Here is a 19,622-nt window from a genome sequence, read left to right as displayed (position 1 = left end):
AAATAGGGTAGGCGTATTCGCAGGCAAGGTCACCTGCCGGACCGGCGGGTTTTTGTGTTTTTCCCGGCTTCGCGTAGGGTTTCGATCGCATCAAAACGCTCCATAAACAGCGTCTCGGCCTTGGCCACCGGCAAGGGTGTCAAACCATAGCGCATCAGGCCATCTTCATTGAGGGGATATCCCCGCGGGCGGCCGAAGATCTTCGCAGCTTCCTTGTCGTCAAATCCGGCCAATTCCACCGCCTCAAAAAACGCGCAGATGATGTCGGCCCGTTTGCAGAGTTTCTTGATGGTTTGCGGCATTTCCGCAGGCAGCCCAAAGCGCAGATGTATGGCGCCCTGTAGGCGGTTCTCGACGCCTTTATAAGCTTCGCCGATGACCGTTTTGAACGGCGAAATCATGTCACCGATGACATACTCTGGTGCATCGTGCAAAAGGATCGCGAGCCGCCAGTCGGGCGACAGATCCGGCTTTATGCTAAGAGCGATGTCTTCAACGATCAGCGAGTGTTCGGCGACCGAAAACGCATGATCGCCGTATGTCTGTCCGTTCCACCGCGCCACGCGGGCAAGGCCGTGAGCGATGTCAGAGATCTCGACATCGAGCGGCGAGGGATCCAGCAGATTGAGGCGGCGTCCGGACAGCATACGTTGCCAGGCGCGGGGCGGCTCATCGGAACGGGAGGGGGACATTGAACCTCTGTTTGATGGCGTAATAATTAATCCGCCGCACTGGGCTCTGGCCAACCGAAATCCGCCCAATCGGGCAAGCTCACGGACACAGCCACGTCATCGCAGGTCAACGGGAGGCCGTTTTCGATTGCCTGATGGACCTTGTCAAGGCGCACGATGGCAAGTGCCCGGCCTTCGCCGGCGATCGTTGTGGACGAACCGATTTCGCCAACACTTTTGCCACCTGCCATCACAGCTGTACCTTTTTCAGGCAGTGCGCTTGCGCTTTTTGCCTGGATGAACCGTTTGCGGGCCGTGCCGCGGTGCTGGACCCGCGAGACCACCTCCTGACCGACATAACAGCCTTTTTTGAAAGACACGCCGCCGAGCTGGTCCAGATCCGCGTCATGCGGGAAGATGTCGGAATAGTCGAAGTCCTTTAAGCCCTCCGGCACGCCAAGGGAAATCCGGTGTGCATCATAGGCACTGAGATCTGCTTTGGTGGCACCGCTGGTCTCAATAAGGTTTGCGCCGCCGATCAGCCGTTGGCCAAGCGCGGCAACGCGGGGGTCGGTGACAAGGAAATCTGCGCCTTCCGGTGCTGTGACTTCACCGCCCCATATGGCAAAGACACTTTTCTGCGGGTCAACAGCTACAAGATCCACCTTGGCGCGCAGCCGGTAGAAGGTCAGGCGCTTCAGGAGGTCGGCAGACGTCTCGTTGGGCGCATCGATCAAATAGCCGTCTTCTGTTTTGTAAATCAGGAAATCAAACAGGATCTTGCCCTGAGGGGTTAGAAGCGCGGAAAGGGTCGCTCCGGGCGCCTCCAGCTCATCAATGTCCGCGGTGACCAGGTTCTGCAGGAAATGCTGGGCCTCCGGACCGGAAACCCGGATCAGGCTGCGATCGTCGAGACGGGCAATAAAAGGGGCTGTCACGGGCGAAGCGCTCCTAGGATTTTTGAATAGCAAAATGTCTTTCAGCGGCAGATAGGCGTTTTCACGCATGGGGGCAAGGTGCGCCAATAAAAAGCAGCTCTGGCCCTTTAGGAAATTGCAACGTATAAGCGCCGCAGATCCTATAATTTCTATCCCAAATCTGGAGGTGCCCGATGAGCGCGGCGTTCGATCTGATCCTGAAAGGCGGAACAGTAGTCAATCAGGACGGGGAGGGTCTTCGCGATGTCGGGATCCGCGATGGCCGGATCGTTGAGATCGGGTCGCTGGACGCCAGCCGGGCAGGCGAAGTGATCGATTGTACCGGTCTTCATGTTCTGCCGGGTGTGATGGACACCCAAGTCCACTTCCGCGAGCCGGGACTTGACCACAAAGAAGATCTGGAAAGCGGCTCCCGTGCAGCGGTCATGGGCGGTGTCACTTCGGTGTTCGAAATGCCGAACACCAATCCGCTGACAACGTCCGAAGCTGCGCTGGCCGATAAGGTGAAACGCGGCCATCACCGGATGCACTGCGACTTCGCCTTCTGGGTTGGTGGTACACGCGAAAACGTCAAGGACATTCCGGACCTTGAGCGCCTGCCGGCGGCCGCTGGCATCAAGGTGTTCATGGGTTCGTCCACTGGTGATCTGCTGGTTGAAGACGATCAGGGCGTGCGGGACATTCTGTCAGCCACCCGCCGCCGGGCAGCCTTCCACTCAGAGGACGAGTTCCGTCTGCGCGACCGCCAGGGCGAGCGTGTTGAAAACGATCCGAGCTCGCACCCGATCTGGCGTGATGAAATCGCCGCGCTTCAGTGTACCGAGCGGCTTGTCCGTATTGCCCGAGAAGTCAGCGCCAAGGTCCACATTCTGCATCTGTCGACAGCGGAAGAAGTCGATTTTCTGATCCCGCACAAAGATGTCGCCTCAATTGAGGTCACCCCACACCACTTGACCCTGACCGATGAGGCCTATCACCGTCTCGGAACTCTGGTGCAGATGAACCCGCCGGTACGTGAACCGCGCCACTCTGAGCGCCTGTGGTGGGGGCTGGAGCAGGGGATACTGGATATCTTCGGGTCCGACCATGCGCCGCATCTTTTGGAAGAAAAGCAACAGCCCTATCCGAAGTCGCCGTCCGGCATGACCGGGGTTCAGACATTGGTGCCGATTATGCTTGATCACATTAATGCCGGCCGTTTGAGCCTGGCCCGGTTCGTCGACATGACCAGCGCAGGACCGGCACGCCTGTTCCAAACTGCACGTAAGGGCCGGATCGCAGTTGGCTATGATGCAGACTTCACCGTAGTTGACTTGAAGCGCAAGGAAACGATCCGTAATGAGTGGATCGCGTCGAAATGCGGTTGGACGCCCTATGATGGCAAAGAGGTCACCGGTTGGCCGGTAGGCACGATTGTGCGCGGTAAACAGGTCATGTGGGACGGTGATCTTGCGACCCCATCTCAAGGGGAAGCTGTTGTCTTTCAGGACGGTTTGAAACGCTAAAGGCCTCGGTTGTTGGGCGCTGTGCCGAATGCGCAGTGCCCCAGCTCACCCGGCTCCAAAGCCGCTCATGCACAAAGAATGTTATAAAGCCCAATGCACAGGAACTGGTCGCAACGGTCATCGCCGCGGCCAATGATCCGGTGTGCGGCAAGGCCAGCAGTGTCATCGTCAAAACACCCAGCGACTGCCAGGTAATGGCTTTGAGAAGCGTACGCTTTTGTGTCTCCATATGAAGGGAACCGTCTGAACTTTATGAAGGAATTTATCCCGTCTTACGCTTACTCTGAGTGTTTGAGAATTCCGTATCTTCGCTGCAAATTTTAAAGTTTGCAGAATCTTATAAAGTTTGTTCATTAAATTCACCAAGGCGAAGGCAGTCTTTGGGAGTGATCCGGCACACATATCATGAAAGTTTTGCAAGGGACTTGATCTGCGGCACCTACTGTAGTTCAGGCTTTGCGCTGCTGTCGTCCCGGCCAGCGAGCCGGGAGCTACTCGCCACTCCGCTTGCCGCGGCCTATCAGGTTAAGTGACTGCAAACTGGCCAACTCTATATGAAGTGGCCAGCTGACACGAAATCGGGAAGGTGCGAAGAACGTGTACAATTTGTGATGTGAATAACAGTTTGAAACTGCCTAAAATGTCAGAATTCAGAACAATGAGGTTAGGCAACCAATTGGTAACCCTATGTCCTAACCCAAAATACACGGCTCAACTGTAAGGTTTCCGAAGGGCTGGATGGTATTGCGTTGGGGAGCTCAAGAATGTTTTTGTCCTATTTTCATAGTAAAACTGTGTCTGCACGTCAGGCAGCGACCGGTATTTCGCGGCTGGCTGGCGCTGCACTTTTAACTGCAACGGCTTGCTCGGTTTCTTTTGCAACTGAGACTGAAAAAGCCGCGCCTGCTGAGATCGAACCCGAAAATCCGTTGCATTTTCTGGTGTCGCTCGACGAGCAGCGGATCGATGTGTATCGCGGTGCTGATCTTATCGAAACGTCTCCGATTTCCTCTGGCAAACGTGGCAACAGCACACCGACCGGCGTGTTCTCCATTTTGGAAAAGCGGCGCAAGCACTTTTCCAACCTCTATGACAATGCGCCGATGCCGTTCATGCAGCGGCTGACCTGGTCGGGCATCGCCTTGCACCAGGGTAAGCTGCCCGGTTATCCGGCGTCCCACGGCTGCATTCGTCTGCCGCGCAGTTTTGCCAAATCGATCTTTGGGATGACCGCCCGCGGCAATCATGTGGTTGTCACCCGTGCACTGGCGACGCCTGTACTCGTCAACCACGATGTGCTGCCGCAGCCGCTCCTGCCGACGACGGAAGTTGCCAGCCTGTCGGCACAGAATATCGCCATGGACCCAGCTCTGCGCGGCGCGATCCAGCCGGCTATTCTGGAGACGCCGCTGCCGAATGCCCTGCCGGAAAACCCGCATTTCGACCAGCCGCTGCGGATGATCATCACGCCGCAAAAGGCCCCGAACAAAATCAAGACTCTGCAACGCCTCTTGAATGAAATGGGCTATAACGCAGGTCCGGTGGACGGGATCATTGGCCGCAAGACACGGACGGCTATCAGCATTTATCAAGAAGACTTGGAACTACCGCTGACTGGTGAGATCACTGACAGTCTGGAGGTAAAGATTTACCGCGATGCCGGATACGAAAAACCGCGCAATGCCATGCTGCGCGTACGCCGGAAATTCCGTGACATCTACAAGGCTCCGGTGTCTGTGAGCGGTTCTTTGAAAGATATCGGCACTCATGTGTTCACCGCGCTCGATTTCGAGCAAGGTGATCCTAAGGTGGCATGGATGGCAGTCTCCGCAGAAGGCGAACGCGGTGGCGCGTCCCGCGATATCCTGGACCGTTTGGATATTCCGCAAAAAGTGGCCGCTGACATTTCCAAGTTGCTGACGCCGGGCACGTCCCTGATGGTGACCGACCGCAGTTTCAAGCGGAACACCGGTCTGGGCACAGACTTCGTTGTCATCACGCGCTGAGAAATGCAGCAACCGCAAAAGATTGTCGCGAAAACACGCTCGTACCGGTCATCCCCGCCTTGTGCGGGGATCCAATCGTTCGCAGAGCAGCGGTTAAAAAGCGCGAGACCTTCAACAAGCAGAAATGAGAGTGGATCCCCGCTCGGAGGCGGGGATGACCGATCGGCTGCCATTTCGTAGGCGACATTCCGGTCTGTTAAAGCTGCCTATGCTCTTAATCTTCTTCTAGTCGATAGTCCGGCGCAAAAAGACGCGTGCCCTAATTCCACGCATTCGGCCGCAAAACGATTATCCGGATAACCCGACAAATCCGCCGAGAACGTCACCAAACTGTCGTCACTCTCCCGTATCGCAAGGGAACTTTCCAACTGCGATCCGGGAGAGCAAGATGGCTCAAAGCGCGTTGACTGCATCCAAGAAGCGGCTGAAAAATGCGGTTCACCGCTCCGAAGCGTCCTCTCGGGACGGCATCTTGGAGCGCCTCTTCACTTTTGCCTTCAAAGGCCTGGTCTATCCGCAGATCTGGGAAGATCCGGATGTCGACATGAAGGCTTTGCGTTTGACCCCGGACAGCCGGATGGTGGCAATCGCCTCTGGCGGTTGCAATGTCATGTCCTATTTGACGGCCAATCCGGCAGAGATCACGGCTGTTGATCTCAACCGCGCCCATGTGGCGCTCGGCCGGTTGAAACTGGCGGCGGCCAAGCATTTTCCAAACTACGAAACGTTCTATCGCTTTTTCGGCGAGGCCGACGAAAAGGCAAATATCGCCGCCTACGAGCGATTTTTGAAAGCCAATCTCGATCCGGAAACGGTGCACTATTGGGAAGGCCGGGATCTTGCCAATTGGGGCCGCAAGCGCATCACCCTGTTCTCCCGCGACCTCTATCATCACGGTCTGCTAGGTTACTGCATCGGCGCCGGGCATCTTGTCGCCCGCTTGTACGGCATTGATCCGAAACATATGGTCCGGGCGAAGTCGTTGGAAGAGCAGCGCAGTTTCTTTGACACAGCTCTTGCGCCTTTGTTCGACAAACGTTTGGTGCGCTGGGCAACCTCCAAAAAAATGTCACTCTACGGCCTCGGTATTCCGCCTGCGCAATATGATGCACTGGTGTCTGGAAATGCTGACGGCAACATGTCTGCGGTCTTGAAGGAGCGTCTTGAGAAACTCGCCTGCGATTTCTCCATGTCGGACAACTACTTCGCCTGGCAGGCCTTCGGCCGCGGCTATGCCCCGCAGAGCGGTGAGAGCAGTGGCAAATCCGGACCGCTGCCGCCCTATCTAAAACGGGATCATTTCGACGACATCCGCGAGCGCGCTGGCCGGGTGCGTGTGTTGAACCGGAATTTCACCGAGCATCTCCAGAGCGTCGAGGAAGATACACTCGATGCTTATGTGCTGCTTGATGCGCAGGATTGGATGACCGATCACCAGCTCAACGCTCTGTGGAGCGAAATCACCAGGACGGCGCGTCCCGGTGCCCGGGTTGTTTTCCGCACAGCCGCCGAGCCGAGCTTGCTGCCGGGCCGTGTTGCGGATGCGATCCTGGATCGCTGGACCTATCAGGCCGAAGAGAGCCTGGAGCTAGGCCGGCAGGATCGTTCGTCCATCTATGGCGGTTTCCACCTCTACGTTTACAACGGATAGAGCGGTTCGGGCGAGCCATGAGCGATACAGCTGAAACCGCGAACCTGATGGATGCGGTTTACCGCCATCAGCGCCATTTTTATGATCTGACGCGCAAGTACTACCTGCTAGGTCGCGATCTTCTGATCCGAGATCTGGCACCACCGGATAACGGTGTGGTGCTGGAGTTGGGCTGTGGCACCGGGCGCAATCTGATTGCCGCTGCCAAACGTTATCCGACAGTCCAATTCTATGGTCTCGATATCTCGAATCACATGCTGCAGACAGCCCGGACAAACATTGAAAAGGCGGGACTGGAAGATCGCATTACCTTGATCCAGGGCGATGCGTCCGATCCGGATGCCATCAACCCCTTGGGCATTTCTGTGTTTGACCGGGTGTTTTTCTCTTACACCTTGTCGATGATGCCGATCTGGCGGGAGGCCTTGGCCGCCGGATTAACCTATCTGGCACCAGGCGGGCGAATTCACATCGTCGACTTTGGTCTGCAGGAACGCTTGCCAGGCTGGTTCAAAAGTCTTTTGTTGAAGTGGCTGGCGTCATTCCACGTGACGCCTCGCGCAGACCTTAAAAGCGAACTGGAAAGCCTGGCGGAGAATTCAGGAGCCTCTTGCCGGTATGCGCCCTTGTACCGTGGCTATGCAGTGGCGGCGGAAATTCGAATAGACGGATGAGGTTCCCGTCAGTCACCAGCAACGAAATAATGCAAGGTGCCGTCCGGCCCGATGCCCACCCGATAAAACGTCCAGGCCCCGTATTGCTCCATTTCGTCAAAATCGGCGGAAGTCACAATGCGGAACAATTCGACCTTTTCATCCGGTGTCAGCTGATGCAGCGGGTAGCGGGCAAAATACGGCCAGACATACATTTCCTGCGGTGTGCCAGCGTCCACATGCACAAAACCAGCGTCCAAAGTATCGGCCAAAATTGCAAGGATTTCATAACCTTCGCCGTCACCGGAGCTTTCTTTTAAGAAATCAATCGGATCCTCGATTTCGCCAAACGACAAGGTCGGCATGACCTCGTTGCTCTCCAAAATGATACGCATTCGGTTGATGTCGCCGGAAAGGGCGGTTTCCATCATCTGGGAGTGCATGCGGGCAACAGGTTTTGGCAGGTAGGATGTGTCGTAGAGAACTTGCGGTTTCTCAACAAGGTCTGCCGGTGGCTCATCGGAAGCTTCTGCCTCGGTTTCGAGCGGGGCATCGATGCTGCCAGGCAGTTCCGGCAGCGGCAAAATATCAGGCGTCGCTGCGGTGTTGTCCTGCGCCGGTGAGATTTCGATGGTTTCGACATTCACCGTCTTGGCCGCAGCGTTGCCAGCAGCCAATAGGAGTATCATGCAAGTTCCAACGGCTGACCATTTCATTGCATGACCTCCTCTGCATCCGCGCTATCGCATATTCCGTCTTTCCATAATCAATTCATGACAGGGTGAAAACAGTAAGGTACGAGAAACATACGCTTGTGGTGTTCCGGCCACAGCGGTATCGAACTTCAACTTTCCCAATCCGGGCGACGATAAATAGATCAAGGATAGCCTGTGGCGTTTCTGGAATATCTGCTGATCGGTTTTTTTATTGGCATCATCACCACCGCCCCGGTCGGGCCGGTCAACGTGATGGCGATCCAGCACGCCATTAAGAGCGGGTTTCGGCATGGAGTGTATGTCGGCCTCGGTGCGGTTGTGGCTGACACGCTTTACGCTATCGCAGCGATTTTCGGGGTTTCGACAGTCACTCGCTTCATTGAAGGCCAAATTGACCTGATCGAGGTCGTCGGTGGGGCTCTGTTGTTCATTTTCGGTTTGAAGATCTGGAATACCCATCCGCATCTAAATGGCGGTGATGACGGCAAAGAACACGGATTTTTGGGAGATGCCACGGCCGCGTTTTTGATGGCCATTACAAACCCGGGAACGATCCTGGCATTCATAGCGATCTTTGGTGGTTTGGGGCATTTCAGGCCCGCACATGGCGATTACATCGGAGCATTGTTGATGGTTGCAGGTGTCGCTGCCGGAGCCTGTACCTGGTGGGTGACAATCTCGGCTTTGGTAACCCGATACAAGTCGCGCATTGATGACGCCTGGTTAGATCGCGCCAATCACATTGCCGGAGCAATATTGATGCTGTTCGGCAGCCTGATTTACCTGAAATTGGCGTTTGATCTGCTGGCTTGAAAATCACCTGATCAGCCGAGGTGAAAACCAAAGACTCAAAAAGGCCGGATGATCCGGCCTTCTTCTGACTTCAACTTGGCGCCGGTCCTATTGAAGGATGCGGTTCACAGTGTAGTCGCCGCGCTGAATGCGGTCCGGCAGGCCTTCCGCCAGTTTGGCAACAGCATCTTCGCCATAGGCTGCAACCAGGTCTGCAAGCGCTGTAAACATGGCAGCATGTGCAACGGCGTCGGCATCAACACCATTGGCAATTGCCTCAGACCAAGCTTCCGAAATAAACCCGAGCGCAGCGCGCCGGATATCCTCATCTTCGGCAAATTCGGCTTCCATTGCCGCTTCGGCATAATCGTCGTTGATCATTCGTTCCCTTACCGGTTTTTCCCAGCATGCAAGAGGGAGGCCCCTACATGCTCCTTTCCCGAATCTCTTGAACTGATCCTAGCACGGCGAACCGGGCTGATAAGCAACCGTGAACACAAACTTAACGGCCACCCACAAATTTGATGCAAAAAGTTTACGAATAGATAACGAATAGGAAAAAAGTGCCGGACCTAACGGCCGTACCGGCTGGTAACGTCGGTGATGATGACCTCACCTTGGTCCAAATACTGTGCCATGGCGAGACGCGCGGCCTCAGTACAGTCTTGATACGCAACGGAAAATCCGCGGTAACCTTGATTGAAGCGCTCAATGAACCTGCGGCGTCTGTTTTCATCCCGCGTTTCTGCGTCCAGAAAGTCTTCCATTCTGTCGCGCCAGGTCGGTGTATCACTTTCCCCGCACAGCGGGCGCAAGTAATGCAAGGCTCCGAATATCTCGGAAAGGCGCATCAACTGCGGTTCATAGGGTGGCGCTTCCACGCCGGTCGCCTCTTGCGCAGGGGCTGCATTTGTAGATGACAGAACAACACACGCCGCCAGAACGGCGGCGGACAAGATGCCGAATTGTGGTGTTTTTGTAATCATGCGGCGATCATGCGCCGGGCCGCTGTGCCCTGCAAGCGCTATGGTTGATTGACCCCAAGAATTGGCAAGTCCGGATAAAACGCATGAACAACAAAGGCAAAGGTCACGTCATGAACCAGTGGCTGCTCTGTGCCGCCTGAGAGCGTAACAGCCTCGACAGCGCCAATACCCCGGCCGTCCTTGGTTGAGCGTGCATCCAAAATAGAGGCTTGTTCTCCGCTCCATCGGATAAGAGCCGTCTCGGAGAGTTTGAGGCTTCCCACCTCCCGGATGTGGGACAAGGTTGCAGCATACCGGCCATCCGGCGCGTTGATGACAACCACTCGTTCCATCGGATTGATGTGTTCGGGCAGCTCTCCTTGAAAAAGGGGATAAGGCGCCGACCGGCTATCATACCCTTCATAGGGATTGCGCCCATAAGGGCGGGTAGCAGGATTTGGGCGCGCCAGGACATTGGCGTCCGGATGCCGTTTTTTGAAGTTAGAGAACGGCACGACCCGCGACGGCAGCATCTTCAATGATTTGCCGGCGTGGGTGCCGACAATGCCTTCACCGGTGAACTGCTGCCACCAGGTTTCGCTCTGGCGGTCATACATCACCAAATCTGAATTCCGTAAAAGGCCTGTGGTGCCAAAATCCAGAACGGCGCCATCATGCCGGCGGTCAAACACAATCGATGAATTGCACAAAGGGCAGTAGGTAACCGAGACCGGACGCGCCCCAATCACATCATTGACGATCTCATGCCAAATCAGGATCTGCAGCGGATAAGCGCGGGCAACCCCGTCCAGCTCGAGATGGATCACCGGTTCGTCATCCTCCAGCCAATCGATATCTTCGGCCTTTTGAAAATATGGTTTGTCGATTGATGGAATACCGTCTTTTGGAGGGCCGCCCGACAGGATGTCGGAAAAGGGAACGGTGTGTTTGGAAAAGTCGGTGGTAAAACCCGCCCGTTTCCATTGATCCGGAGATGCACTGACTGGCAGTGTCGAAACCACCGCCATCAGAATGCCGAAAACAAGTGCGGTGAGGAAGTTCCGGGAGTTAGACAACCCGCCATGACCATGTACGGCAGTCATTGGTACCAACCAAATAGAATTTGCTTTCGCTGATTGTCCGCGCAAGCCCTTCAATTCGAAAGTCACATCAGCGCACACATGCGTGAGGCAAGTCGCCTAATCAAGAAGACGGCGGATCCGAGCTGCTGTTCCCGGTGTGGATGGCCTCTTGTCGAGCTGATCCAGCCGGACCCATTCGGCAGCTGTTGCATCATCGCCGGCGGATAAGACCCCCTCCGGCCGTTCCGCCATAAATACGGCAAGCACGAAGTGAGTTTCGACCCGGCCGGCCTCATCCCGTTGTATGGAATCGAAAATATCAACCGGCCCGTTTAGGTTGCCGGTTAGTCCGGTTTCTTCCCTGAGCTCCCGGGCCGCCGCCTCAGTCAGGGTTTCTCCCAGCTCGACTTTGCCGCCCGGCAGGCTCCAATGGTCCTTGTAGGGCGGTTTGCCACGTTTGATCAGGAGCGCTTTTTCATCCGCATGGCACAAAACGCTCACGCTGATGATCGGGGCAGACGGGTATTGGCGGGACATCAGATGCGACAGGCTCCAAGCTGCTTTCCTGGAACAAGAAGATCAGGCAAACAGGGCGTCGATTTCGGCCTGAGCGGCATCGCCTTCGGGTTGTTCGGCTTCCGGTTCAACATGGCCATGAATAACACCACTGGCCGTCGAAATCAGCGGCTTGATCTGGTGAGTCGCAAAATCGGCAACTTCCATGGCAACCAGCGCGGGTTCCGGTGCTTCGCGCAGCTGGGATTGGATCTGTGCGACTAGTTCGTTTATGTCCGCAACCCGTGCTTCGAGAGTTTCGCGCAAAAATGCCGGGGCAGCGTGATAGGCAAGAATAGCGAGTTTCTTGTCCTTGAACGTCGAATTCTCGAAGTGTCCCTCATAGTCGAGCGGCTCCCATGCCAGGACATCTTCGGCGCAATCCGGCATGGCTGGTAACATCTCAAGCAGCATCATGACTTCATTGAAGTGGTTGAGATAGTCGGTTGCCAATCCGGTTTGGGGATTGATATTGGCCTGCTCCAGCCGTTCGGCGGCCAGATCACCGGCGCCCAAAACTGGATCCAAACACTCCATACCCGACCCCCAATTATGATACTTTCCTCAGATGATAGTTCTTTATCGTTTCAAATTGCCTAACTCCACGTCATTTCATGACAATTCACAATCCGACCGTGGAAAGGAGGGTTTGCCATGTGTGGGCGCTACAGCTTAACTGCCACTCCAGAGGATGTGCGGGCACTCTTTGGATATATCGACCATCCGAATTTTCCGGCCCGGTACAACATTGCCCCAACGCAGCCAATCGCCACGGTGCTTCAAAGCCATGGTAAACGGCGGTTCCAACTGATCCGCTGGGGTTTGATCCCCTCCTGGGCGAAAGATCCGGCAAGTTTTACGTTGCTCATCAACGCCCGGTCGGAAACCGCAGCCGCGAAACCCTCCTTCCGCACGGCAATGAAACACCATCGCTGCCTGATCCCGGCTTCCGGATTTTACGAGTGGCGCCGGACACCGGAGGGAAAACAGCCATTTTACATCAAACCGGCCGATGGCGGAGTGATGGCGTTTGCGGGGCTCTGGGAAACCTGGTCAGATCCGGATGGCGGCGATATGGATTCCGGTGCGATGCTGACCACGCAGTCAAACCGGATGATGTCCGAAATCCACCATCGAATGCCAGTGATTTTGAAACCCGAGGCTTTTGAGATGTGGTTGGATACGGGCAATGTGCCGGTCCGTGATGTGAAACAGCTGATGTTACCGATCGAAGACGACTATCTAACCGCAGTGCCAGTGTCTTCGCGCGTCAACAAAGTGTCCAATGACGATGCAGAATTGCAAATCCCGGTTCCCATGGATGCCGGAGAAGCGCCGACTGTGACGAAGAAGAAAGAAGCGCATGAAAAGGCGGCCGCTGGTGGTGGCGGTCAGTTGGACCTGTTTTGAGGGCGGCCTCGGTTGGAATTACCGTGCAAATTCGGCTTTGGCGCGATAGGAGAGGCCATCAATTGGCAGCTGGATCTCAATGACCGACGAAGAACACAACACCTCCGCCCCGGACACAACGGCGTCTGTCATCGAAGATGATGCTTTGGCCGAGGCCTATAACAGGGGCCTGGCGCTGGAAAAAGCCGGAGACCTCAAGGCGGCGGCCGCAGCGTACCGCGAGGCGTTGGCATTGGAGCCGAGCGATCCAGGCGGTGTCAGCGTCCGTCTTGCCGCAATGGGAGCTGGCGAAGCGCCGGACAAAATGCCCGACGCCTATGTCGCGACCCTGTTTGATCAGCATGCCGATGTCTTTGACGAAATTCTGGTCGATGAACTCGGCTATTGCGTTCCGCTTTTGCTTCAGGAACTTGCCGCCAAACTGAAAGTCGGGCCGTTTGCCCGATTGCTGGATTTGGGGTGTGGAACCGGACTAACCGGGATGGCTTTTTTCGATCAGGCGGATCATCTGACCGGCGTTGATCTGTCTGAACGGATTGTCGAGCTCGCGTATGACCGCGGGGTCTACGATGATCTCTATGTCGGCGAGGCGGTCGAGTTCTTGGAAGACTTTGAAGAAGAGGACGGCAGCCGGCCAACCTGGGATTTCATTGCTGCGACGGACGTCTTTCCCTATCTCGGTGCCGTAGAGCCATTTCTAAAAGGCGTGGCAGAACGACTGACGTCCGGTGGTCATCTGGCATTTTCAACTGAGACACTGCCAGAGGCTGTCTTGAACGGTCGGAATTACATGGTCGGACCGAAAAGCCGGTTTGCGCAAGGAGCGGCTTACATCCGGTCCGCACTTGACCTTTTTGGGTTTGACATCTTGGCGATGGACCCAATTACGGTGCGGTTGGAAGAGGGTGATCCGGTCCCGGGCCATCTGGTGATGACCCGGAAACGGTAATTCTTGGCGTTTAAGCTGCGTAATCCATGATCAAGTGCGGGCGTCCGTCGGATGTCCGATTGATCGCCACACCATTTTCACGGATCGTACAGGTGACCCGTCTGCGGTAGGACGAGAAACTGTCGAATGTAACCACGTCCACCGGGGCATCGAATTGGATGGTCACCTGGTAAGTTCCAGATTTTCCTGTTTTCGAAAACCCAAGGATTTCGCCTTCAAAAGCTTGACCAAGGTATTGGCCGTTCACCCGGTCGCCCACGGTAAAGGGCCGGAAGCCATTGTTTTGCGCAGCCGCATGCAGAGTGTTCCAGTCGCGGTAGCCGTATTGCTTGGCGATCAGCTCCAATGACTTGCTGTGGCTGACAGCTGTGTCACTGGATTTGGTAATTGCAAGCCGCAACCGTTTGGCCTGGGCTTTAAGGTCAGTAAGTGTCGGTAAAGTCATCGTGTACCTTTCCAAGAAAGGCAGGCATGTCTCATGGGGTCCGCATTACCATCGGCCTGCATATCTCAGTCAGGAACGATAAAGTCAGCCTGTTTAGGTCGACAAAGGAGTTCACCAAGGCTTACGCCCGCGGACGGCAGGTCCCTTCAAACCAGCGACACATGTAGGTGGCCTGTGCGGAGAAATCAATAGGGCAAAAAGAAAGCCGCGAATTGCGGCTTCAAGGGAGGGAGGAGAGATGAAACTCAGGTACACAACGCTACACATTGAGGTGGCTGGACAGATACGCCTGCCACTATGCATCGAAGATACTTGATGAAGCTGGCCTGAAGCTGGTGTGCCGCAGGCCAGCAACCTGTTAGGCGTGGACAAGACGCTTCAAAAGTTCAACTTCTTGTGCCAGCGCAGCGTCGCCTTTGACCATACCTTCGATCTTACGCACAGCGTGCAGAACAGTGGTGTGGTCGCGGTTGCCGAAGCGGCGGCCGATTTCCGGCAGAGAGCGCCCAGTCATCACCTTGGCAATGTACATGGCGATCTGACGGGGGCGCACCAAAGTCCGGGCCCGGCAGGAGGACAAAAGATCCGCCTTGGTGACACTGAAATGCTTGCAGACCACATTCTGGATGTCTTCCACTTTGATGGAGCGCGGTTCGCCGATGCGGACCAGGTCATGCAAAGTTTTTTCAGCAAGTTCCATAGTGACCGGCTGTTTGGTCAGCTGGTTGTGGGCGAACAGGCGGTTCAGAGCACCTTCCAGATCCCGGGCAGAAGAAATCACGTAACGGGCGATGTAGTCGACGACTTCATCCGGCACGGTGAAGCTCGGATGTGTCCGGCGTGCCGCAAAAATGCGTTTCTTCAGGACGTCGTGGCGCAGGGCATAATCGGTGGCCTGAATGGTAACCACTTCACCGGTTTGGATGCGTTGGCGCAGATTTGTGCCCAGAGTGCTCATTTCGTCCGGTGCGCGGTCCGCTGCCATGATGATCTTCGTCGGAGATTCCATCAGCATTTCAAGGGTCTTGGCGAATTCTTCCTGACCCTGCTTGCCGTGCAGAAACTGCAGATCGTCAACCAGTAACAGATCAATGGACTTCATGGCCTGACGCAGAACCGGGAACGCGGGGGTCCGCAGCGCCGGTACCAAGTGGTACATAAAGAACTCAGCCGAAAGATAGGCGACCCGGCGGCCTGCCCGGCGGGCTTCGCTTGCAGCTGCCTGCAGCAAATGCGTTTTGCCGATGCCTGTGGTCGAATGGATATATAGCAGCCCCAGGGTTCCGTCGTGACCGGCCGCCATTTGGCGGACAGCGGCGCAAGCAAGGCTGTTCGACGTGCCTTCAGCGAAGGATTCAAACGTCAGTTTCGGATTGAGCGCAGCACCATTCAAGAAATCGGCTGCGGCTTCTTCACCGGTATCCGCCAGGCAAGGAATAGCAGCGGCGGTGCTGACAGCACCAAACTGCGGGGTTGTGGCGAATGGGGCAGCGCGACCGCTAATGCGTCGTGCTTTAATGGCTTTTGGAGGCTGCGCCCCTGCAGGACGTGGGCGAAGGGCCCCGCGCACAGTAAGTTCCACACGATTGATGTCGTCCTGTTCACGTTTCCAAAGAGCAACAAGTTGCTTTTCGTAATTGCTCAGGATCCAATTCTTTAAGAAGGGGGTCGGAACGGATAGGCGAACCGCGTCCCCATTGATTTCTTCGTGTTTTACTCGGCCGAACCAGTTGGAAAAGATGTCTTCCCCTAGTTCATTTCTCAGTTCTTTTTTAACACGATCCCATTGATCTGTTTTTTGTAAAGTCTGAACCTGCATTGTGGCCTCCATCCAAAGAAGCGGGGCATACGCTTCTTCACGTGCACTGTCTTGCCTGGCTGCGAATTCTTATTGGTGCAGCTTTTAGGCTATTGTTTTGGTCTGTTTTGACCGTCGGCTTATCTCTGCCTATGAACAAAGTTAACCATTTACTTACCATATTTTCAAATAGCTTATTTTTATGAGTTCATAGACGTTTCGTATTGTAAGTTTTGTAGATGTCGAGTTTTCGTTTCCTGTCATTAAGACAGCGATCTTTCCCTATTACTCCGGCTGGAAAATAGGGGTAGTTCCGCCTCAGTATTCTCTCTTGGTCTGCTTCCGCATTCCGTCGATGTGAGGGTAGAGTTTAGGAAATTTTTAACCAATTCGACCGTTTTGGACGAGTTTTCAAAAGGTGGTCTAAAAAACTGGAAATTGTTCTCAGGCGAAATCTGCGATCTGTCTGAGAATCAATGGGAATTTTCCCGAGGCGAGCCATGTTGAGTTTTTGAAGAAAAAGGGCGATTTTTTTAGAAAACACCCATTGCCTTCGCATTTGCAGTGGATTTTGGGCAAAAGAATCGGTGGATCAAAATCTGCCGTATACCCGGTCCTAGATCGCAGGAAGATTTGCACAATTCTAAAACGCAAGGGAAACAGGTTTTTAGTCCGCATCGTGAATATGAAAAGTCAAGATCTCTGCGGTTCAGAACGGGTGTTCAAAACCGGGTGTAGCGGAAAAAGTTGGCAACCTGTTAGTTTTTGCTATTGCCTTCAGTGTCCAAATTAACCTTAGCGGTCGACCTGATTCTTGACCGGTTGCCGGAGCAGTCCATTTCAGTACTGCCAACGGGCCATCAAGTAATTTCCATCGACTTCTTAAGAGGTCTTGCGCAGTCATTCCTACGGGCAGGTCGGCTCTTTGCTGGATCGGTGCGGCCGACATATAAGCGGATGCCAGAAGCGCTCGTCCACGATCCTATGACCTGCTAGCGAGGAAGAGCATATAAAAGCGCGGGCCATTGGATCGCAATGCCCCGCGCTCTCACACAAATATATATGGTCTTGACCTAGAGGATGCGGCCCGGGTTCATCAGGCCCTTGGGGTCGAGCGCGGACTTGATCCGGTGCATCAGGTCCAGTTCGGTTTCTGATTTCACGTCTTTCAACAGCGGCATCTTCAAGCGGCCAATGCCATGTTCCGCCGAAATGCTGCCGTTAAACGCCTCGACAATCCCGTGAACGATGGCATTCATTTCATCCCACTTGGCAAGATAGGCTTCCTTATCAGCCCCTTTAGGCTGACTGACATTGAAGTGGATGTTGCCGTCTCCCAGGTGGCCGAATGGCACCGGCCGGCAGCCGGGAACAAATGCTTCGACTGCTGCGATTGCCTGATCGAGGAAATCCGGGATTGAGGCGACTGGAACCGAAATATCGTGTTTGATCGAGCCGCCTTCTGCCTTTTGGACTTCGGACATGCCGTGACGGATATGCCAAAAATCCTGCACCTGTGTCAGGTTCTGTGCAAAGGCGGCGTCCTCAACCAGTTCCGCCTCAAAGGCTTCACCTAAGATTCCCTCCATCAGATCGCGAACAGGAAAGACCTCCGAACCACTGGACAGTTCCATCAGGATGTACCAGGCGTGTTCGCCTTCGAGCGGATCGCGAGCGCCTTCTAGATGATCAAGGCAAAACTGTACGCCCACGCGCGGCATGATCTCGAAGCCTGTGAGCAACGGTCCTGCCTGTGCTTTTGCCATTGCAAACAGCTTAAGTGCATCATGTGGGCTGGCCAGTCCGATAAAGGCTGCTTCCAGCTTCTTCGGCTTAGGAAACAGCTTCAAAGAAGCGGCCGTAATAATCCCCAGGGTGCCTTCGCCACCGATAAACAATTGTTTCAAATCATAACCGGTATTGTCCTTGCGAAGGGTTCTGAGACCGTTCCAAATGTCGCCATTTGGCATCACGACTTCGAGGCCCAAAACCAGATCCCGGGTGTTGCCATAGGCCAAGACAGCGGTGCCACCGGCGTTGGTCGAAATGTTTCCACCAATCTGGCAGGAGCCTTGCGCTCCGAGAGACAAGGGGAACAGTCGATCGACTTTTTCGGCCTCATTTTGGAGTGCTTCCAGCACCACACCGGACTCCACCGTGATGGTGAAACCATCTGGATCAACGGCGCGCACCTTGTTCATCCGGGACAGGGATAAGACGATCTCGTCCCCGGTTTCCTGCGGAATTTGGCCGCCGACCAGACCGGTGTTGCCGCCCTGCGGCACCACTTTCAAGTCGTGCTCATACGCATAACGCATCACCGCGCTGACTTCGTCTGTGGATCCTGGTCGCAGCACCATAGGAGTGACGCCTTGATAGAGGTCACGCCATTCGGTCAGGTAGGGGGCTTTGTCGTCAGTGGAGGTCAGAACATTCGTTTCGCCGATCATCTCGGCGAAGCGCTCGGCAAGGGGGGAGGGCTCCATGAGCGGGATCCTCGTAATGTTTAGTGATCAAATTTCGGCGCCAACATAGTGGCTGAAACCGCCCTCGTCGACGCTTCATTCGTCGCTGGCCTCACTTGAAGGAAAAAATCCCATGTGCCATAGGAGGCCAGCCCGCACGGGTGGTGACTGGAATCCTAATCGGAGAAGACGATGGCGGAAACGCGCGGACTGATGAACGGCAAACGTGGTTTGATCATGGGCTTGGCGAACAAAAAGTCGATTGCCTGGGGGATCGCCAAATCGCTTGCCGATGCCGGTGCCGAGCTGGCGCTGACCTATCAGGGGGAAGCGCTGAAAAAACGAGTCGAGCCTCTTGGTGAGGAACTTGGCGCGTTTGTCGCCGGTCATTGTGATGTCACCGACACCCAGTCCATCGATGATGTCTTCAAGGCGATTGAAGACAAGTGGGGCAAGATCGATTTTGTGGTCCACGCCGTGGCCTTTTCCGACAAGAACGAGTTGACTGGCCGTTTCGTGGACACCACAGCCGACAATTTCGCCCGGACCATGGACATCTCCTGTTACTCCCTGACGGCCGTCACTCAGCGCGCTGAAAAGCTGATGACGGATGGCGGATCGATCCTGACCATGACTTATTACGGCGCCGAGAAGGTCATGCCGCATTATAATGTCATGGGTGTAGCCAAGGCGGCTTTGGAAACCAGCGTCAAATATCTGGCGATGGACCTTGGTCCGCAGAACATCCGGGTTAACGCGATTTCTGCAGGCCCAATCAAGACTCTCGCAGCTTCCGGGATCGGTGATTTCCGCTATATCCTGAAGTGGAACGAATACAATTCGCCGCTGCGCCGTTCGGTAACCATCGAGGAAGTTGGCGACAGTGCGCTGTTCTTGTTGTCTGATCTTGGCCGCGGTGTGACCGGGGAAATCCAGCACGTCGACTGCGGTTACAACATCGTCGGCATGAAGGCAGTCGATGCACCGGATATTTCGGTTGTTAAAGACTAAAGAGTTCCAG

20 protein-coding genes are annotated in these 19,622 nt (G+C 55.1%); 8 read left to right on the top strand and 12 right to left on the bottom strand.

Annotated features, from left to right (window positions below; translation table 11 throughout):
- Positions 1–29 precede the first annotated feature (29 nt).
- Both FJ695_RS25930 and FJ695_RS25925 read right to left on the bottom strand, forming a co-directional pair.
- A complete protein-coding gene (locus FJ695_RS25930) occupies positions 30–692 on the bottom strand; it encodes a YfbR-like 5'-deoxynucleotidase (protein ID WP_141188147.1) in 663 nt (220 codons plus the stop codon).
- 26 nt (positions 693–718) lie between these two features.
- The gene (locus tag FJ695_RS25925) at positions 719–1,609 is read right to left on the bottom strand and encodes a folate-binding protein YgfZ (RefSeq protein ID WP_247653739.1); all 891 of its coding nucleotides are present in this window, start codon (positions 1,607–1,609) and stop codon (positions 719–721) included.
- A gap of 173 nt (positions 1,610–1,782) precedes the next feature.
- Between FJ695_RS25925 and FJ695_RS25920 the strand changes: the two genes are divergently transcribed.
- Complete coding sequence (locus tag FJ695_RS25920; protein WP_141188145.1) at positions 1,783–3,114, top strand: dihydroorotase; 1,332 nt, start codon at positions 1,783–1,785, stop codon at positions 3,112–3,114.
- Here FJ695_RS25920 and FJ695_RS25915 read toward each other — a convergent pair.
- On the bottom strand, positions 3,041–3,343 hold the full coding sequence (locus FJ695_RS25915) for a DUF2061 domain-containing protein (RefSeq protein WP_141188144.1): 303 nt from the start codon (positions 3,341–3,343) through the stop codon (positions 3,041–3,043). The two genes, FJ695_RS25920 and FJ695_RS25915, sit on opposite strands and share 74 nt — an antisense overlap.
- Positions 3,344–3,878: 535 nt before the next feature.
- Between FJ695_RS25915 and FJ695_RS25910 the strand changes: the two genes are divergently transcribed.
- From FJ695_RS25910 to FJ695_RS25900, 3 genes are all read left to right on the top strand, one after another.
- Positions 3,879–5,120 carry a L,D-transpeptidase family protein gene (locus FJ695_RS25910; protein WP_141188143.1) on the top strand — a complete coding sequence of 414 codons (1,242 nt, stop codon included), beginning with the start codon at positions 3,879–3,881 and terminating at the stop codon, positions 5,118–5,120.
- A gap of 388 nt (positions 5,121–5,508) precedes the next feature.
- On the top strand, positions 5,509–6,771 hold the full coding sequence (locus FJ695_RS25905; protein WP_141188142.1) for a DUF3419 family protein: 1,263 nt from the start codon (positions 5,509–5,511) through the stop codon (positions 6,769–6,771).
- Positions 6,772–6,788: 17 nt separating this feature from the next.
- Positions 6,789–7,445, top strand: coding sequence for a class I SAM-dependent methyltransferase (locus FJ695_RS25900; protein ID WP_141188141.1), 657 nt, complete (start codon positions 6,789–6,791; stop codon positions 7,443–7,445).
- An 8-nt stretch (positions 7,446–7,453) separates the two neighbouring features.
- Here FJ695_RS25900 and FJ695_RS25895 read toward each other — a convergent pair whose 3' ends face one another.
- Complete coding sequence (locus FJ695_RS25895) at positions 7,454–8,113, bottom strand: hypothetical protein (protein ID WP_209010819.1); 660 nt, start codon at positions 8,111–8,113, stop codon at positions 7,454–7,456.
- 201 nt (positions 8,114–8,314) lie between these two features.
- On the opposite strand from FJ695_RS25895, the gene FJ695_RS25890 reads away from it, so the two are divergent.
- Complete coding sequence (locus FJ695_RS25890) at positions 8,315–8,953, top strand: LysE family translocator (RefSeq protein ID WP_141188140.1); 639 nt, start codon at positions 8,315–8,317, stop codon at positions 8,951–8,953.
- Positions 8,954–9,040: 87 nt separating this feature from the next.
- On the opposite strand, the gene FJ695_RS25885 is transcribed toward FJ695_RS25890, so the two are convergent.
- The 5 genes from FJ695_RS25885 to FJ695_RS25865 form a co-directional block, all read right to left on the bottom strand.
- Positions 9,041–9,313 (bottom strand): hypothetical protein, encoded by a 273-nt coding sequence (locus FJ695_RS25885; protein WP_141188139.1) that lies wholly within the window; start codon positions 9,311–9,313, stop codon positions 9,041–9,043.
- Between the two features lie 191 nt (positions 9,314–9,504).
- Positions 9,505–9,918 carry a TIGR02301 family protein gene (locus FJ695_RS25880; protein WP_141188138.1) on the bottom strand — a complete coding sequence of 138 codons (414 nt, stop codon included), beginning with the start codon at positions 9,916–9,918 and terminating at the stop codon, positions 9,505–9,507.
- 38 nt (positions 9,919–9,956) lie between these two features.
- Positions 9,957–11,000, bottom strand: a complete 1,044-nt coding sequence (locus FJ695_RS25875) for a DUF3179 domain-containing protein (protein WP_141188137.1) — start codon at positions 10,998–11,000, stop codon at positions 9,957–9,959.
- Between the two features lie 96 nt (positions 11,001–11,096).
- Complete coding sequence (locus tag FJ695_RS25870) at positions 11,097–11,516, bottom strand: NUDIX hydrolase (RefSeq protein WP_141188136.1); 420 nt, start codon at positions 11,514–11,516, stop codon at positions 11,097–11,099.
- A gap of 42 nt (positions 11,517–11,558) precedes the next feature.
- The gene (locus tag FJ695_RS25865; RefSeq protein WP_141188135.1) at positions 11,559–12,071 is read right to left on the bottom strand and encodes a hypothetical protein; all 513 of its coding nucleotides are present in this window, start codon (positions 12,069–12,071) and stop codon (positions 11,559–11,561) included.
- A 117-nt stretch (positions 12,072–12,188) separates the two neighbouring features.
- Here FJ695_RS25865 and FJ695_RS25860 point away from each other — a divergent pair, with 117 nt between their 5' ends.
- Complete coding sequence (locus FJ695_RS25860) at positions 12,189–12,944, top strand: SOS response-associated peptidase (RefSeq protein WP_141188134.1); 756 nt, start codon at positions 12,189–12,191, stop codon at positions 12,942–12,944.
- Between the two features lie 79 nt (positions 12,945–13,023).
- Positions 13,024–13,893 carry a class I SAM-dependent methyltransferase gene (locus FJ695_RS25855; RefSeq protein ID WP_141188133.1) on the top strand — a complete coding sequence of 290 codons (870 nt, stop codon included), beginning with the start codon at positions 13,024–13,026 and terminating at the stop codon, positions 13,891–13,893.
- Positions 13,894–13,903: 10 nt separating this feature from the next.
- Here the strand turns inward: FJ695_RS25855 and FJ695_RS25850 are convergent, their stop codons facing one another.
- From FJ695_RS25850 to FJ695_RS25840, 3 genes are all read right to left on the bottom strand, one after another.
- Positions 13,904–14,338 (bottom strand): glyoxalase superfamily protein, encoded by a 435-nt coding sequence (locus FJ695_RS25850; protein ID WP_141188132.1) that lies wholly within the window; start codon positions 14,336–14,338, stop codon positions 13,904–13,906.
- Positions 14,339–14,696: 358 nt separating this feature from the next.
- Positions 14,697–16,157, bottom strand: a complete 1,461-nt coding sequence (gene dnaA, locus FJ695_RS25845; protein WP_168206491.1) for a chromosomal replication initiator protein DnaA — start codon at positions 16,155–16,157, stop codon at positions 14,697–14,699.
- 1,052 nt (positions 16,158–17,209) lie between these two features.
- Entirely contained in the window at positions 17,210–18,622 is a 1,413-nt protein-coding gene (locus FJ695_RS25840; protein ID WP_141188130.1) for an FAD-binding oxidoreductase, read from the bottom strand.
- Between the two features lie 171 nt (positions 18,623–18,793).
- Between FJ695_RS25840 and fabI the strand changes: the two genes are divergently transcribed.
- The gene (fabI, locus tag FJ695_RS25835; RefSeq protein WP_141188129.1) at positions 18,794–19,612 is read left to right on the top strand and encodes an enoyl-ACP reductase FabI; all 819 of its coding nucleotides are present in this window, start codon (positions 18,794–18,796) and stop codon (positions 19,610–19,612) included.
- Positions 19,613–19,622 lie beyond the last annotated feature (10 nt).

This window comes from Labrenzia sp. PHM005 (assembly GCF_006517275.1).
In the GTDB taxonomy this organism is placed as follows: Bacteria; Pseudomonadota; Alphaproteobacteria; order Rhizobiales; family Stappiaceae; genus Roseibium.
The sequence above is the reverse complement of the archived record's forward strand: the minus strand, read 5'-3'. Positions and strand labels throughout refer to the sequence as shown.